Annotated in this window: 15 protein-coding genes; 5 read left to right on the top strand and 10 right to left on the bottom strand. The window is 70.9% G+C overall.

Annotated features, from left to right (window positions below):
- Positions 1-48: 48 nt before the first annotated feature.
- The 7 genes from ACQEV2_RS34835 to ACQEV2_RS34805 form a co-directional block, all read right to left on the bottom strand.
- Positions 49-1,854: a CocE/NonD family hydrolase gene (locus ACQEV2_RS34835; protein ID WP_433050702.1), complete on the bottom strand. Its 1,806-nt coding sequence runs from the start codon at positions 1,852-1,854 to the stop codon at positions 49-51.
- Positions 1,855-1,971: 117 nt separating this feature from the next.
- Complete coding sequence (locus ACQEV2_RS34830) at positions 1,972-2,907, bottom strand: S66 peptidase family protein (RefSeq protein WP_433050699.1); 936 nt, start codon at positions 2,905-2,907, stop codon at positions 1,972-1,974.
- A complete protein-coding gene (locus tag ACQEV2_RS34825; protein ID WP_433050696.1) occupies positions 2,904-4,868 on the bottom strand; it encodes an LpqB family beta-propeller domain-containing protein in 1,965 nt (654 codons plus the stop codon). Before ACQEV2_RS34825 ends, ACQEV2_RS34830 begins: the two co-directional genes overlap by 4 nt.
- A 5-nt stretch (positions 4,869-4,873) precedes the next feature.
- Positions 4,874-6,178, bottom strand: coding sequence for a M20/M25/M40 family metallo-hydrolase (locus ACQEV2_RS34820; protein WP_433050693.1), 1,305 nt, complete (start codon positions 6,176-6,178; stop codon positions 4,874-4,876).
- Positions 6,171-7,004, bottom strand: a complete 834-nt coding sequence (locus ACQEV2_RS34815) for a M55 family metallopeptidase (protein ID WP_433050690.1) — start codon at positions 7,002-7,004, stop codon at positions 6,171-6,173. The genes ACQEV2_RS34820 and ACQEV2_RS34815 overlap by 8 nt, the downstream gene beginning before the upstream one ends.
- A gap of 148 nt (positions 7,005-7,152) precedes the next feature.
- The gene (locus ACQEV2_RS34810) at positions 7,153-7,581 is read right to left on the bottom strand and encodes a hypothetical protein (RefSeq protein WP_433050687.1); all 429 of its coding nucleotides are present in this window, start codon (positions 7,579-7,581) and stop codon (positions 7,153-7,155) included.
- A gap of 50 nt (positions 7,582-7,631) precedes the next feature.
- Positions 7,632-8,171: a DUF2231 domain-containing protein gene (locus ACQEV2_RS34805; RefSeq protein WP_433050684.1), complete on the bottom strand. Its 540-nt coding sequence runs from the start codon at positions 8,169-8,171 to the stop codon at positions 7,632-7,634.
- A 118-nt stretch (positions 8,172-8,289) separates the two neighbouring features.
- Here ACQEV2_RS34805 and ACQEV2_RS34800 point away from each other — a divergent pair, with 118 nt between their 5' ends.
- From ACQEV2_RS34800 to ACQEV2_RS34780, 5 genes are all read left to right on the top strand, one after another.
- A complete protein-coding gene (locus ACQEV2_RS34800; protein WP_433050681.1) occupies positions 8,290-9,039 on the top strand; it encodes a helix-turn-helix transcriptional regulator in 750 nt (249 codons plus the stop codon).
- 250 nt (positions 9,040-9,289) lie between these two features.
- Positions 9,290-9,643, top strand: coding sequence for a hypothetical protein (locus tag ACQEV2_RS34795; RefSeq protein ID WP_433050678.1), 354 nt, complete (start codon positions 9,290-9,292; stop codon positions 9,641-9,643).
- 182 nt (positions 9,644-9,825) lie between these two features.
- On the top strand, positions 9,826-10,383 hold the full coding sequence (locus ACQEV2_RS34790; RefSeq protein ID WP_433050675.1) for an RNA polymerase sigma factor: 558 nt from the start codon (positions 9,826-9,828) through the stop codon (positions 10,381-10,383).
- Positions 10,350-11,111, top strand: coding sequence for a hypothetical protein (locus ACQEV2_RS34785; protein ID WP_433055262.1), 762 nt, complete (start codon positions 10,350-10,352; stop codon positions 11,109-11,111). The genes ACQEV2_RS34790 and ACQEV2_RS34785 overlap by 34 nt, the downstream gene beginning before the upstream one ends.
- 83 nt (positions 11,112-11,194) lie before the next feature.
- Positions 11,195-12,316: an IS630 family transposase gene (locus ACQEV2_RS34780; protein WP_433050672.1), complete on the top strand. Its 1,122-nt coding sequence runs from the start codon at positions 11,195-11,197 to the stop codon at positions 12,314-12,316.
- A 221-nt stretch (positions 12,317-12,537) separates the two neighbouring features.
- Here the strand turns inward: ACQEV2_RS34780 and ACQEV2_RS34775 are convergent, their stop codons facing one another.
- The 3 genes from ACQEV2_RS34775 to ACQEV2_RS34765 form a co-directional block, all read right to left on the bottom strand.
- Positions 12,538-12,702 carry a hypothetical protein gene (locus tag ACQEV2_RS34775; RefSeq protein ID WP_433050669.1) on the bottom strand — a complete coding sequence of 55 codons (165 nt, stop codon included), beginning with the start codon at positions 12,700-12,702 and terminating at the stop codon, positions 12,538-12,540.
- A gap of 484 nt (positions 12,703-13,186) precedes the next feature.
- Complete coding sequence (locus ACQEV2_RS34770; protein ID WP_433050667.1) at positions 13,187-13,789, bottom strand: TetR/AcrR family transcriptional regulator; 603 nt, start codon at positions 13,787-13,789, stop codon at positions 13,187-13,189.
- Between the two features lie 48 nt (positions 13,790-13,837).
- A complete protein-coding gene (locus ACQEV2_RS34765; protein ID WP_391237292.1) occupies positions 13,838-14,833 on the bottom strand; it encodes an NADP-dependent oxidoreductase in 996 nt (331 codons plus the stop codon).
- Positions 14,834-14,883 lie beyond the last annotated feature (50 nt).

Here is a 14,883-nt window from a genome sequence, read left to right as displayed (position 1 = left end):
GATGCTCCCGAAGGCGCGATCACGCACGGTGAGCGGCCGTCCGCCGGCTCAGCCGATCACCGGCAGCTGGAGCACCCCCGTGTCCTGCGGCGCGCTGACCACGGTCACCGGCTTGATCCCCCGGTTCCCGAAGTACGCGTCGTCACTCGCCGCGATCACGAAGCGCAGCCGGTGCCCCTTCTCGTACCGGTGCACGATCCCCGGCAGGGTCACGGTGAAACTCTTCGTGACGTCGGGCACCCGCACCGGCGCGACCAGCCGGCGCACCAGCGTCCGGGTGCCGTCGGGTGCGACGTCGTAGAGCTTGGCGAACAGGACGAGCTTGTCCGCGGCGTCCCCGGAGTGCTGGGTCCGCTCGGCCTTCGGGGAGACGACCTTCAGCGTGGCCCGGGGCGCGCCGACCACGTCGGTGGTGCGGGCGAGCGGCTCGCTGGTCCAGCCGAGGTAGGTGCCCTTGGTGTCGTACGGCGCCCGGTCAGGGATGCCGAGGAGTCCGGCCAGTGAGGTCTCCGAGTGGCTCGTGGGGACGAGCCAGTTGGTGTAGGTACGGCTGCCGCGCGCGACCTTGGCGCGGTTGTCGACGAGTTTGCCGTCGCCGGAGAGGTAGAGCGTCCGGCTGAGCGCGGGGACACGGTCGGCGGTGGCGTAGGTGCGGGTCGGGTCGGTGATCCAGTCGCGGTAGTAGGCGAAGGCCGGTCCGGTGTCGACGTTCTTCTTCCCCAGGTAGCGGTCGAACCAGGCGAGGATGCGGCGGCCGACGTAGCTGCTCTCCAAGTTGCCCTGCGCGAGGTTGAGTTCGCCGCTCGCCGGGTCGGTGAGGCCGCCGCTGTGGCCCCCGTACTGCCAGATCATCTTCGTCGGTGTGCCCTGTGCCTTGAGCGTCTTGTACGTCGCCGTCGCCTCGTTGAGGTTGAAGAGGCTGTCGGCCTGGCCCTGCACGAGGAGGGTGGGTGCCTTGACGCGGCTCAGGTAGGACACCGGCGAGACGCTGTGCGCGTAGGCGAGCAGCTCGGCGGTCTCCTTCGCCGGATAGCGGCCGGAGTTGAGGGTGCGGACGGTGTCGCAGGCCTGGGTGACGAAGTGCAGGCAGGCGAGGTTGTTGATGCGGGAGGGGTCGAGGTTCGGTTCCAGCAGGGGCTGGCCCTCGCCGATGAGGTAGAAGCCGTTGGCCCACTGCCATTTGAAGGCGCCGGGGACGCTGCCGCTGCCGACCGCGCTGTTGGGGTCGAGCGAGTAGGCGAGGTTGTTCCAGGTGATCATCGGCACCAGCGCGTCGACGCGCCGGTCGACGGCCGCCGTGGCCAGCTGGATGGCCCCGCCGTAGGAGCCGCCCACCATGCCGACGCGCGGGTCGCCGGCGGCGTCGAGGGTGACGAAGTCGGCTGTGGTGCCGTCGTCGGCGGCCCGCTTGCCGCCGAGGAAGTCGATCAGCTGCGAGGCGGCGGCGCCGTCGATGGCCGGGTCGTCGAGCGAGATCAGACAGCCGGACTTGCCGAAGCCGAGCCCGGAGTAGACGAGGGAGACGTATCCGCGCTCGGCGAAGGCCTTGCCGGCGGCGTCGGTCGAGCCGTCGGACTTGCTGCCGCCGAAGCCGTTGGTGGTGAGGACCGCGGGTGCGGGGTGGGCGCGGTCCACGCCCGCGGGCCGGTACAGGTCGGCGTCGACGGTGCAGGTGCGTCCGCCCGCCCGGACGGTGAACTTCAGGGCGGTGACGGTGTACTGGCCGGTGGCGGCGGCCGGAGCGGTGAGCGCGAGGGGTGCGGTGAGCGTGGCGCCGAGGACGAGAGCGAGGGCTGCAGCCCCTGAGGTTCTGGGCACACGACGGGACACGAAGACCTCCACACTGAGGCACATTGAGGACAGCCCGGCTTACCGACCAGTAAGTACTGGCCGGTTGTCATGGTGTGACACGTGTCAGAGCAGGTCAATCACCGAGACGGAGGTTTCTTGACGGAAATTCAGTGGAGGGGATCAGGCGAGGGCGGGCTCGTCGAGGGTCAAGGTCCCTGCCTCGGCGTGGAGTTCGGCACTCACCCCGAAGGGAATCGTCAACGCCCCTTCACCGTGCCCGAACCCGAACTCGTCCACAACGGGCACGCGGAGGCCACCCAACCGGTCGAGGAGCAGCGCGTGCACCCGTTCGTACGGCTCGCACTCCTGCCAGGACCCGAGCAGCACGCCCCGCACGCCGTCGAGAAAGCCGGCGCGCAGAAGCTGGGTGAGGTAGCGGTCGAGCCGGTACGTCTCCTCGCCGACGTCCTCCAGGCACAGCAGGCCGCCTCGCGCGGAGGGCCGGGCGTGCGGGGTGCCCCGGTCGGCGGCGAGCAGGCTGAGACAGCCACCGAGGGTGACGCCCCGCGCCCGGCCCGGGACCAGGGCGGAGCCGGTGGAGGTGATCGTGCGCACCGACTCCGGTTCGAACAGCGTGGCCTTCAGATGCTCCTGCGCCCGCGCGTTCTTGATGAAGTCGATGCCCGCCGCCATCGGCCCGTGGAGGGTGACCAGGCCCAGCCGGGTGGCGAACGCCTCGTGCAGCGCGGTGATGTCGCTGAAGCCGAGGAACACCTTCGGTCCGGCCGCGCGCATCGCGTCCCAGTCGAGGAGGTCGACCATGCGCTGTGCCCCGTAGCCGCCCCGCGCGCACAGCACGGCGTCGACGGAACGGTCGCACCAGGCGCCCTGGAGGTCGGCGGCCCGGTCGGCGTCCGTGCCCGCCAGATACTCGAACTCGCCGTGCCGGTCCAGCACATGGGGTGCCACCACCGGGTCGAGGTCCCAGCCGCGCAGCAGGTCGAGCCCGGCCTGCAGCCGCTCCTCCGGCACGGGCCCGCTGGGTGCGACGACGGCCACGCGGGCGCCCGGCGCGAGTCGGGAGGGCCGCAGCAGGGGCCGTACGGGATCGTTCACTTGGCGAGCTCCAGTGTCGGGATCGAGGGCGGGTTCAGCCCGAAGACCTGGGCGTACAGCGACAGTTCGGCCTCCAGGACGCGGATCATCGTCTCCGCCCGCCGGAATCCGTGGCCCTCCCCCTCGAAGGCGATGTAGGCGTGCGGCACCCGACGTCCCTCCATGGCGGCCAGGAACCGCTCGCACTGGGCGGGCGGGCAGATCACGTCGTCCAGCCCCTGTAGCAGCAGGAACGGCGCGGTGATGCGGTCGGCGTGCGCGGCGGGCGAACGCTCGGTGTACCGGGACGGCACCTCGGCGAGCGGTCCGACCAGGCTCTCGAGGTACTGGGACTCGAAGTCGTGGGTCTCGCCCGTGCCCCAGCCGGCCAGGTCGAGGATCGGGTAGAGGATGGTGCCGCAGGCGTAGACGTCGGTCGTGGCGAGCGACGCGGCCGTGGTCCAGCCGCCCGCGCTGCCGCCGCGGATGGCGAGCCGGCCGCGGTCGGCGGTGCCCTCGTCGGCGAGGGCGAGCGCGACGGCCGCGCAGTCCTCGACGTCGACCACGCCCCACTGCTCGCGCAGCCGGTTGCGGTAGGCCCGGCCGTACCCGGTGGAGCCGCCGTAGTCGACCTCGGCGACGCCGATGCCGCGCGAGGTGAAGTAGGCGATGGCCAGGTCGAGCACGAGGGGCGCCCGGTCGGTGGGCCCGCCGTGCGCCCAGACGACGTACGGGGGTGGAGTGCCGTCGGGGGCCGTGCAGTCGGGGTTGTGGGGCGGGTAGATGTGCGCGTGGATGTCCTGTCCGGCGGGGCCGGTGAAGGTGCGGATCTGGGGCTCGGGGTAGTAGGCGGGGTCCACCGCGTCGTCGTGCGCGGCGCCGATGACGCGGGCGCGGCCGGTGCGTTCGTCCAGCTCGATGACCTCGTAGGCGCTGCGCGGGCTGGCGCCGACGGCGATCACCCGCTCGCCGTGCACGGCGAGCGTGGGCGCGAACTCGGTCCAGGGGCCCGCCACGTCGACGAGTTCGCCGGATTCGGGATCCAGTATCCCGAGGACCGTCGACCCACGACCGTGTACGACGGCGATCAACCCGCTCTCCAGCGGAGCGAACCAGCGCAGGCCGAGCTTCCACAGCGGTCCGCCGAACTCCTCCTCACGCGGGCAGAGGGGTTCGCCGTCCCGGTAGAGGTTCCACCAGCCGCTGCTGTCGACTGTATACAGAAGACGGTTGTCCGTCGACCAGTCGACCTGAGCGATCGACTCCTCCGGCCCACCGGCGACGGTATGCGGTCGACCGAGCGTGCCGTCGGCGCCGACGTCGGCGACCAGCAGCTCCGTGCCGTCCCACGGCATCCGCGGATGGTCCCAGGCGAGCCACGCCGCCCGCCGCCCGTCCGGCGAGATCCGCGCTCCGGTGACGAACCGGTACCGGTCGTCGGTGAGTTCGCGTACGGCGTCCCGCTCCTCGGCCGCCGAGCCGTCCAGCGGGACGGCGGCCAGGACGCGCCGCACATCCGTGGGGCCGTCCCCCGTGAACTCCTCCAGTACGCACCACACTTCCCCGAGGTCGAGCCGCACCTGAGGCTCGACCCAGCGCAGTCCACCGCCCACCGGGGACCGGGGTGTGAGCGGACGCGGCTCACCGCCCTCCTCGTACCGGTAGAGCCGCTGGTCGGCGAAGTCGACGAAGACGACGAGGGGCCGGCCGTCGACCATCGCTCCGGCCCACGGCTGTCCGCCGTACTCGACGACGCGGCTGCGCACGTTCCACGGAGCGGGCAGCACGGACTCCTCCCTGCCGTCGGCCCGTCGCCGCACCAGCGTGCGGCGCCCGCCCTCCGTGGGCCGGGGCTCGATCCACCACGCCTCGTCACCCACGAAACCCACGTACTCGGGCCGCCCGTCGTGCGCGGCGGCGAGCGCCGCGTCGATGGGCGAGGGCCAGGAACCGTACGCCAGCGTCCGCACTGTCTTCCCCAACTCCCCTAGGCCGTGCGCAGGAAACGGTCGAGGACACGGACGCCGAAGTGCAGCGCCTCGACGGGCACGCGCTCGTCGACGCCGTGGAACATGGCCCCGTAGTCGTAGCCCTCCGGCAGCTTCAGCGGGGAGAAGCCGTAGCCGGTGATGCCGAGCCGCGAGAACTGCTTGGCGTCCGTGCCGCCGGGCATGCAGTACGGCACGACGTGCCCCTCGGGGGCGAACTCCTCGACGGCGGCGCGCATACGGGCGTACGTCGGCGAGTCCACCGGCGACTGGAGCGCCACCTCGTGGTGGTGGAACTCCCACTCCACGTCGGGTCCGGTGAGCTCGTCGACGGTCGCGCGGAACTCGTCCTCGACGCCGGGGAGATACCGGCCGTCGACATAGGCCACGGCCTCCCCCGGGATCACGTTGACCTTGTAACCGGCCTCCAGCATGGTCGGGTTGGCGCTGTTGCGGACGGTCGCCTCGACGAGCTTCGCCGCCGGGCCGAGCTTCTCCAGCAGGCCGTCCACGTCGTCCAGGCCGGCGTCGAGGCCGTAGAGCGCGGCGAGTTCGGTGAGAGCGGCGCGCACGGTCGGGGTCAGGCGCAGCGGCCAGTCGTGGGCGCCGATCCGGGTGACGGCCGCGGCGAGGCGGGTGACCGCGTTCTCCGGGTTGGGCCGGGAGCCGTGTGCGGCCCTTCCGCGCGCCGTGAGCTTGAGCCAGCCGGTGCCGCGCTCCCCGGCCGCGATCGGGTAGATCTGCCGCCCGCCGCCGTCGTGGAAGGTGAACGCGCCGGACTCGCTGATGCCCTCGGTGCAGCCCTCGAACAGCCCGGCGTGCCGGTCGGCCAGGAAGCCGGAGCCGTCCTCGGCGCTCGCCTCCTCGTCGGCGGTGAAGGCGATCACGACGTCGCGCCGGGGCCGTACGCCCTGCCGGGCCCAGGCCCGCACGACGGCGAGGATCATCGCGTCCATGTTCTTCATGTCGACCGCCCCCCGCCCCCACACGACCCCGTCGCGGATCTCCCCGGAGAAGGGGTGCACGCTCCACTCGGCGGCCTGCGCGGGCACCACGTCCAGGTGACCGTGGACGAGCAGCGCGTCCGCCGACTGATCGGTGCCCTCGATGCGGGCGACGACGTTCGTACGGCCCCTGGTGCGCTCCAGCAGGGTGGGCTCCAGGCCCGCCTCGGCCAGCCGTGCGGCGGCGTACTCGGCGGCGGGGCGCTCCTGGCAGTCGCCGCCGCCGCGATTGGTCGTGTCGATGCGGATGAGGTCGGACGTGAAGGTCACGACCTCGTCCAGTGCCTGCCCGTCAGCCATACTGCTCCTCCACCGCGGCCGAGACGATCGTGGTGACCGCCTTGAAGGTACGGATCCCCTGGTACATCGTCTCGCTGGTGTACGCCACCTTGCGCTCCCCGATCCGGCCGACACCGGGAACGACGGTGGCGGCCATGGCGAGGTGCTCGGCGTCGAACTCGAGGGCGATGGTGAACGGACCGCCGCTCACCGGCTCGTGCCGGACCGCCAGCGTCGCCGCCTCCTTCGCTGCCGCGCGGATGTCGGCGGCGGTTCGGGCCGGCGTGCGGCAGACGGCCGCGTACCGCGAGACGTGGTCCTTGACGGCGACCTTCAGCGCCCCGGGCGCGTATCCGAGCGCGTCCTCGCAGGCCACGTCGTCGCCGGTGACGAGCACCACGGGCACGCCGTACTCGGCGACGACGTGTGCGTTCAGCAGCCCCTCGCTGGCCCGTACGTCGTTCAGCCACACGCCGGTGATGGAGTTGGCGAGATAGGTGTGCGCGAGGACGCCCTCCATGCCGGCGCCCGCGTGGTAGCCGACGAAGGCGATGCCGTCCACGTCGCCGTGCTGGACGCCCTCGACCATGGACAGCGCCTTGTGCCGGCCGGTGAGCATCTCGGCTCGTTCGTCGAGCTGTTCGAGCAGCAGATTACGCATCGTCCAGTGCGCCTCGTTGATGAGGACGTCGTCGGCACCGCCGTCGAAGAAGCCCAGCACGGCGGCGTTGACGTCCGAGGTGAACATCCCGCGGCACCGCTCCCACTGAGGCGTCCCCGGCAGCACGTCGGCCGGCCAGGTCACGCCGGTGGCGCCCTCCATGTCGGCACTGATGAGGATTTTCACGCGGGTCCGTCCCCTCGCTGCTCAGAGGCTGGTCGTCCTGCCGGTGACAGCAGTGTGCGGCAGCGTGCAGCGGGGACGGGCATCTTCATGCTGCTTCACGTTACGCGTCGGCCAGGGAACTTCCTACGGGACGGGGGCGCCGTCACGGTCAGCTCCCGCCGACCTCCAGCGCGGCCAGCAGCACCAGCACCAGGGTCGTGGCGCCCAGCAGGCCGTGGGCAAGGACCACGGGGACCGGCAGCTGCCGTTCGGGCGGTGCCGTGGTGTCCTGTGGCGCCGGCGTGGTGGCGCGGTGGACGGGCAGCCAGCGGGCAAAAAGGGTGAAGCCGAGCAGGGCGACGACGACGAGGATCCCGAAGGACGTCCAGGCCAGGCCGTCCTTGTCGGCGGCGAGGTAGACGATCCAGACGACCAGTCCGGCCGCCGCGAGCAGGAAGTGGCCGAAGACGAGCGGGGCCGGGAAGCGGCTGTCCCCGGTCTGCTGCCCGCGCAGGCCGCCGCCCGCGATCCAGCGGGAGAGGAGGACGAATCCGCCGAGGGCGGTGACCACCCAGGCGACGAGAGCGGCGATCTCCATGTCGGGCTCCAGCGGTGGTGACGAGCGGGGTCAGGCGGGTCCGGTGCGGGTCAGGCGGGTCCGGTGCGGTACCCCTCTGCCTGCACGGACTCCTCGGCGACGCGCACGCCGTAGCGGTAGGCGAGCTTGCCTCCGAGGTAGCCGGACAGGCCGAGGGCGGCGAGCGCGACGGCGGAGAGCGCCAGCTGACCGGCTCCCACGCCCTGCCCCTCCGGGTAGCCGTCGCTCTGCCGCCAGGCGAAACCGGCCGCGTAGGCGGCGGTGACGGCCAGGTTGAGCGCCATGTGCACCAGCGCCGTACGGAAGGCCGGGGTGCCGGTGGGGATGGCGAACAGGTCGAGGAAGCCGACGCAGGCCGCCACCAGGGCGCCGATCGCGCCGATGGCGATCAGCCAGGCGGATCCGTGGGCCAGGAAGCCGGGCCGGTCGACGATCCGGGAGGCGATGTCGAAGACCAGGCTCGACACCCAGGCGCCGATCGGCACGGTGACCAGGATCGGATGGAAGGGATGCCCGTAGGGTCCCGCCAGGGCGCCGCTGACCGGCTGCTTCGCCTGACGCGGATCGCGTAGCTCACTGTGCACCGTCATACGGCACCTCACCTGTGAGTTGTTTCACCAACAATTGTTGGTCTTATTCGTGCCACGGGTCAAGACAGGTGCCGAGTACCCCCACCCGAGAGTGGTCCGTCGGGGTTACGGTGAGCGCGTGACGTCCGAACCTCCGGCAGCAGCGCCCACGCCTGCGACCGGCGCCGACGCGATGGCCGCGCTCGCCGTCCTGGGCGACGAGTCGCGGCGCCGGCTGCTGGAGTTCGTACGGCGGGCACGGCGGCCGGTGACCCGTGAGGAGGCGTCCGCCGCGGTGGGCATCTCCCGCAAGCTGGCCGCGTTCCACCTGGACAAGCTGGTGGCGTCGGGGCTGCTGCAGGCCCGCCACGGCGGGCACAGGCCGCGCCGGGTCGGCCGCGCGCCGAAGGTGTACGAACCCGCTCCGCACGCGCTCACACTGAGCCTTCCGCCGCGCCGCCACGAGCTGCTGGCCTCGCTCCTGGCCCAGGCCATCACCGCCCAGCGGCCCGGCGAGAGCGCACAGGAGGCGTCCCTGCGCGTCGCCCGCGAGCGCGGCGAGGCACTCGGCGCCGAGGCCCCCGCTGCCGATGTCACCGCGTTCCTGGAGGCCTTCGGCTTCGATCCGGAGGACGGCGGGGAGGGGCGGACCGTGCTGCACAACTGCCCCTTCCATCCCGTCGCCGCCCAGGCACCGGTGCTGGTCTGCGGCATGAACCACGCCTTCCTGTGCGGCTACCTGGCCGCCACGGGCGACCGGGACACCACGGCCGTGCTGGCACCCCGCCCCGGCGCCTGCTGCGTCGAACTCCGCTCCGGCAGTCCCGGTGCGGAGCGCGGCGAATCGACCGAGGGCACGGACACGACCTGCGCCCGCGACGCCTCATAGGACACCGGACCGGACGGGTGAGCGGCCGCCTCTGTACGAGCGGTCAGCCGAGCGTCTCGCCCGCGCCGTCCTCAAATGTGCCGCCGCGCCTGAACATTTGGGTAAGTGCCCGAATAGGCGACCATATTTTGGGCGCTGTGGATTGAGGTGTAACGCGGACGCGCGAGCAGGACGCAGAGCTGGAGAGGAGCGGATAAACCCCGCGGGGCGGCCGCGCCGACACGACACCTCGTCAGATCGGAATTCTCTTGTGAGCAACACGGACCCGGCTTCCGGATACCCCACCTACAATCAGCCCTCGGACCCCGACCGCTTCGCCCGCCGCCAGGCCGCCGGGCGGCGCACGGCGCTGACGGTCTGCACGATCGCCGACACCGCCGCAGGTCTGCTGGTCCTGTGGATCCTGCTGTTCCTGCTCGACGCGAACCAGGCGAACGTATTCGTCACGTTCGTGCAGGGAACGGCGGACTGGCTGGCCTGGTGGTCCCAGGACATTTTCACGATGGACACAGAGGGTCTACGCGTCATCCTCAATTATGGGCTCCCCGCGGTTATGTATTTGCTGATCGGTCACGGAATCTCCGCCCGCCTCAACCGGGCCTGACTTCACCGGATCGACTGCGAAACGCAGCCCCACCGAAAAGGCCGAACCCACGCCCCGCAACGGCCACGCGCCACCGATTCTTCGAGACCGGCCCGGCGCTCGTGCAACCTGCCGTACGCTCCGGTGCGTTGGCCGGCCAATGGGGGGCGACCAGCGGCGGGCGGGGAGGGGATGCTGCGCACATGAGGGCCGACGATGTGGCGTTGGACAGCGCAGTGGCCCAGGCACAGGACGGTGACGAAGCCGCGTTCGCCGCGCTGTACCGGCTGGTCCAGCCGGGCCTGCTCGGCTACCTGCGCCAAATCGTGGGCGAGGCCGCCGAGGACGTCGCCGCCGCGGCGTGGCAGGAGATCGCCGAGGACCTGCCACGGTTTCGCGGCGACGGTCATGGATTCCGCGGCTGGACGGCGAGCATCGCCCGACGCCACGCGCTCGTTCACCTCCGGCAGCACGGCACATCGCCCCGCGGAGCAACACCGTCCGCGGGGACCCTCCCGGCCCTCCTCGCCCGGCTGCCCCGCGGCCAGGCCGAGGCGGTCGTGCTGCGCCACGCCTTAGGCCTCGACGAGCCGGCGGCCGCGAGAGTGATGGGCAGACCCCGCGCCGTCGTACGGGTTCTGGCCCGCCGCGGTCTGAAGGGCCTGGCCCGGGAGCTGTACCCGCGTGAGGTGACACATGAGGTCGCGCGGACGCTGGGAGAACCGAGATGGGCACCGATCGAAACGGAGGCGAACCGTTGAGCGGCGAGGCCCACGACCCTGCAGCCGCCTCGCGCCCGGCAGCACCCCACGCGCACCCCGCCCGCGACCTCGACGACGCGTCCGCCCTGGACAGGACGGCGGAACGGCTCGGCGAGGCCCTGCGGCAGCAGGACCTGGACGCCACCGCGGAACAGGCGGCCGTCACCGCGTTTCGCAGCGCGCGCACGGCAGGTGATCAGGACCCGCGCACCCGGCACCAGGACGACTGGCGCCCGAAAGTCCCGAAGCGGCGCTGGGCACGCGGCGGAGCGGTCGCCGTCGCGGCGAGTGCGCTGCTGGGCGGCATCGCCTTCGCCTCCATCGGCGTAGTGGACACACCGCACGCCGACGCCCCTGACACCGGTGCCACGGGCACCCACAGCACGCGCCGCCCCTCGGCAGACGCTCCCGGCGAACAGCCCGCCCCTCCCGCCCGGCCCGGCACGACACCGACGACGCCCTCCCGGCACCCCGACACGGCCAAGAACGTCGAAGCGCACTGCCGTTCCTACGAGAAGATCAAGAACCGCGGTCACGCCCCGAACGCCACGGCATGGCAGCGTCTCGTCCAGGCCGCGGGCGGGGAAGAGCACGTGGCGGCCTACTGCGCCCGGTTGACCGGCTCGGTACCGGAAGCCGAGGCCGGCCCGGCGCCGACCAGGACGAAGAAGACCCCGAAAGGCGACGTCAAGACCAAGCCCTCGAAGGAGCCTTCCGAGCCCGGCTAGTGCTGTGACCGCATAGGTTCGCCGGGTCGGCGGTCGTGGCGGTTGGATGTGCGGTGACATCCGATTCGACCGCTGGAGGCGCGGTGGCCGAGCCCTTCCGTGTGCGCAGACTGACCGACCACGAGGGGCAGAAGCTGCAGCAGATCGTGCGCCGGGGCAGCACGAGTTCGGTGCGCTACCGGCGGGCGATGATGCTGCTGGCCTCCGCTGGAGGAAAACGGGTGCCGGTGATCGCACAGCTGGTGCAGGCCGACGAGGACACCGTCCGGGATGTGATCCACGCGTTCAACGAGAAGGGCCTGGCCTGCCTGGACCCTCGGTGGGCGGGAGGCCGTCCCCGCCAACTCAAGTCTGACGAAGAGGACTTCGTCGTCCAGACGGCCACCACCCGCCCGGTCAAGCTCGGCCAGCCTTTTACTCGCTGGTCACTGCGCAAGCTCGTCGCCTACCTGCGCAAAGTCCACGGCCGGGTGATTCGCATCGGCCGTGAGGCGTTACGGTGCCTGCTCGCCCGCCGCGGCGTCACCTTCCAGCGCACCAAGACCTGGAAGGAGTCCCCGGACCCCGAACGGGAGACGAAGCTGGACCGTATCGAGCACGTCCTGGACCGCTTCCCGGACCGGGTATTCGCCTTCGATGAGTTCGGCCCACTCGGGATCCGGCCCATCGGCGGCAGCTGCTGGGCCGAACAGACCCGGCCCGACCGGCTGCCGGCCACCCACCATCGCACCCACGGCGTCCGGTACTTCCATGGCTGCTACTCGGTGGGCGACGACCGTCTGTGGGGCGTGAACCGCCGCAAGAAGGGTGCCGGGAACACGCTGGCCGCGCTGAAATCGATCCGCGCCGCCCGGCCCGACGGCGCACCGATCTACGTGATCCTGGACAACCTGTCCGCCCACAAGGGCGCCGACATCCGCCGCTGGGCAAAGAAGCACAAGGTCGAGCTGTGCTTCACCCCGACCTACGCCTCCTGGGCGAACCCGATCGAGGCCCACTTCGGACCACTGCGGCAGTTCACCATCGCCAACTCCCACCACCCCAACCACACCTTCCAGACCAGGGCCCTGCACTCCTACCTCCGCTGGCGCAACGCCAATGCCCGCCACTGCGACGTCCTGGCCGCCGAACGCAAGGAACGCGCCCGCATCCGCAGCGAGAAAGGCACCCGATGGGGCGGACGCCCCCTCACAACCGCAGCCTGATCCAACCCGGCGAACCTACGCGATCACAGCATTAGATCGCTGCCGTTGCGGCTCCGTAGGGCGACACGGCCGTCGGCCCACCGGCCGGCCAGGGCGCGGTAACACCCCACTTCTGTTGTGCGCTGTTGAGCTGTCCGCGGGATATCGTCCGGCGCCATGTCGATCACTGGATGGCGGGTGAAGTGCACCCGCCATCCAGTGATCGACATGGCGGGCGCACTTCACTCGCCGAGCTGATGTGGCCGCGGGATGCGTGTGCCCGAGGTGCAGCCGTTCCTGATCAGGCCGGTCGGCATGTACGACGTCGAGTCGAACCGGTACTTCTCGGTGTGGTCGGCGTCTTCGCCGTGGAACACCCAGGCCGCCCATGCCCGGGACCTGCGCACGTACTTCGACTTCCTGTGGTTCACGCGAGGCAGGCGGGACTGGCGTGATGCGCCCATGGACGACCGGCGAGCGGCGTTCGAGTGGTGGGGCGGTCACCTACGACTGCCATGTCTGCCGGCAGCCCTACGAGCGCCCCGACCTGGCCGCCTGCGCCACGCACGACGCGGCAGGACGGCATCATCGCGTCGAAGGCGCCCTTGAACTGCTGAATCGACCCACAAAGCCCTGACCGCACCACACGGGCCTCGACCCGGAATCCTGCGGACAGGGACTGTGCGACGGGGACTCGACGCCACGTAGGTGGGCAATCTCCGAAATCCCAGCAGCACGCGGTGGCGGTAGTCCTCCGGCCACCCGCCCCAGCCGTCCGGTCATGCCGGTATGGGCAGCAACGGCCGGATGAACTGCCATGTGGGGATTCGGGCCATGCCGCAGCCGAGGACTACCCGGATGGTCACCTGCACCTGAGGCTGGGGCCGCGCTTCAGCGAGGCAGCAGGACCTCAACCTGCCTCCGGATGTCCTGCACGATCTCCTCGACGCTCAAGGCGATGTTCACGCCCGCCGCCATGCTGAGGAACATCACGGCGGACACGATGTGTGCCAGCGTCGCGGCGTCGCCCTCCGTGACCCGATCGTCTCGGCGCAGCGCGGCGGCGATGGCCTCCTCGGTCTGCGCGACGATGGCGAGTGCCGCGCTGTGCCGGGGCTCCTCGGGGTCGCCGAAGACCATCTCTCGCAGGTAGGTGCGTCCGTTGTCGACCTGGATGCGGTTGCACTCGACGATCGGCCGGACGATCGCCAGCACCGCGTCCAGCACGCCGGGGACGGCCTCGGCGTCCGCAAGGCCCTGCTCAAGTGCTTCGACGTACTTGGCGTTCTGGACGAGCAGGAGGAGTTCGCCCTTGGTCTTGGCATAAAGGAACAGGGTCCCGGTGCCGATGTCGGCCTGGTCCGCGATCTGCTGGGTCGTGACCTCATCGACGCCGTGTTCGGCGAACAGTTCACTGGCGGCAGCGACGATGCGGTCGAGTTTCTCCTGCTTGTTCCGCTCGCGCCGTCCGACCGACTGGGAGGCGACAGACATGGGTGGTGTCCTCGTGCGTTCTGTGTCGCCCGTCGCGGTTGCGGCGGGTCAGCTGCTGCCGATGACGGCCTTGCCGCGGATGCCACCCTGGGACAGGGACTGCAGCGCCTGCGGGGTCTGGTCGAAGCCGACCACCTTTCCCACGACCGGACGCACCACGCCCTGGTCGATGAGGGTGGTGATCTGGCGGAGCTGGTCGCCGCTGGCGCGCATGAGCATGAACTCATACGTCACGCCGAGCTTCTTCGCCTGCTTGCGGATCTTGCGGCTCAGGACGGCGACCCCCAGGCGCAGCAGCGGGTTGAGGCCGGCCTCGCGCGCGAAAGTGGGCTCCGGGGGACCAGCGATCTCGATGGCTTTGCCGCCGGGCTTGAGCACCCGCAGGGACTTCTCGAGAGTCTCCCCACCGAGGCTGTCCAGCACCAGGTCGTAGCCGGTCAGGAGCTGCTCGAAGTCCTGGCTGCGGTAATCGATCACCGTGTCCGCGCCGAGCGCGCGCACGAAGTCCGCGTTGGACCCGCTGGCGGTCGTGGCGACGCTCGCACCGAGGTGCGCGGCGAGCTGGATCGCGATCGAACCGACCCCGCCGGCCCCGGCGTGGATGAGAACCTTCTGCCCGGGCCGCACCTTCCCGCGCTCCACCAGCGCCTGCCACGCCGTGAGCGCCACCAGCGGCAGCGAGCCGGCCTCATTCATGCTGATCGAAGCGGGCTTGAGCGCCAGGTCGCCCTCCGCGACGGCGATGCGCTCGGCGAACGTGCCGATGCGGTCCTGGTCGGGCCGACCGTAGACCTCGTCTCCGGGCTTGAAGCCGCGAACCGCCGTCCCGACGCTGATGACAGTGCCCGCGACATCGTTGCCCAGGATCAGCGGCAGCTTGTAGGGCAGGATCTGCTTCAACTCACCGGCGCGGATCTTCTCATCCAGCTGATTCAGTCCGGCGGCCTCCACCCGGACGAGCACGTCGTGCTCCCCCACGGTGGGTTCGGGGACGTCCGCCTCCTGCAGCGGCTCCTTGTACTTGGTGACGACGAACGCTCGCATGGGGCACTACTCCTTGTCTTCATCCTATTTATCCAGGCGTGAGGCCAGAT

The organism is Streptomyces sp. CA-251387, assembly GCF_050936625.1.
Lineage (GTDB): Bacteria > Actinomycetota > Actinomycetes > Streptomycetales > Streptomycetaceae > Streptomyces.
Note: the sequence above shows the minus strand (reverse complement) of the source record. Positions and strands in the feature narration are given on the sequence as shown.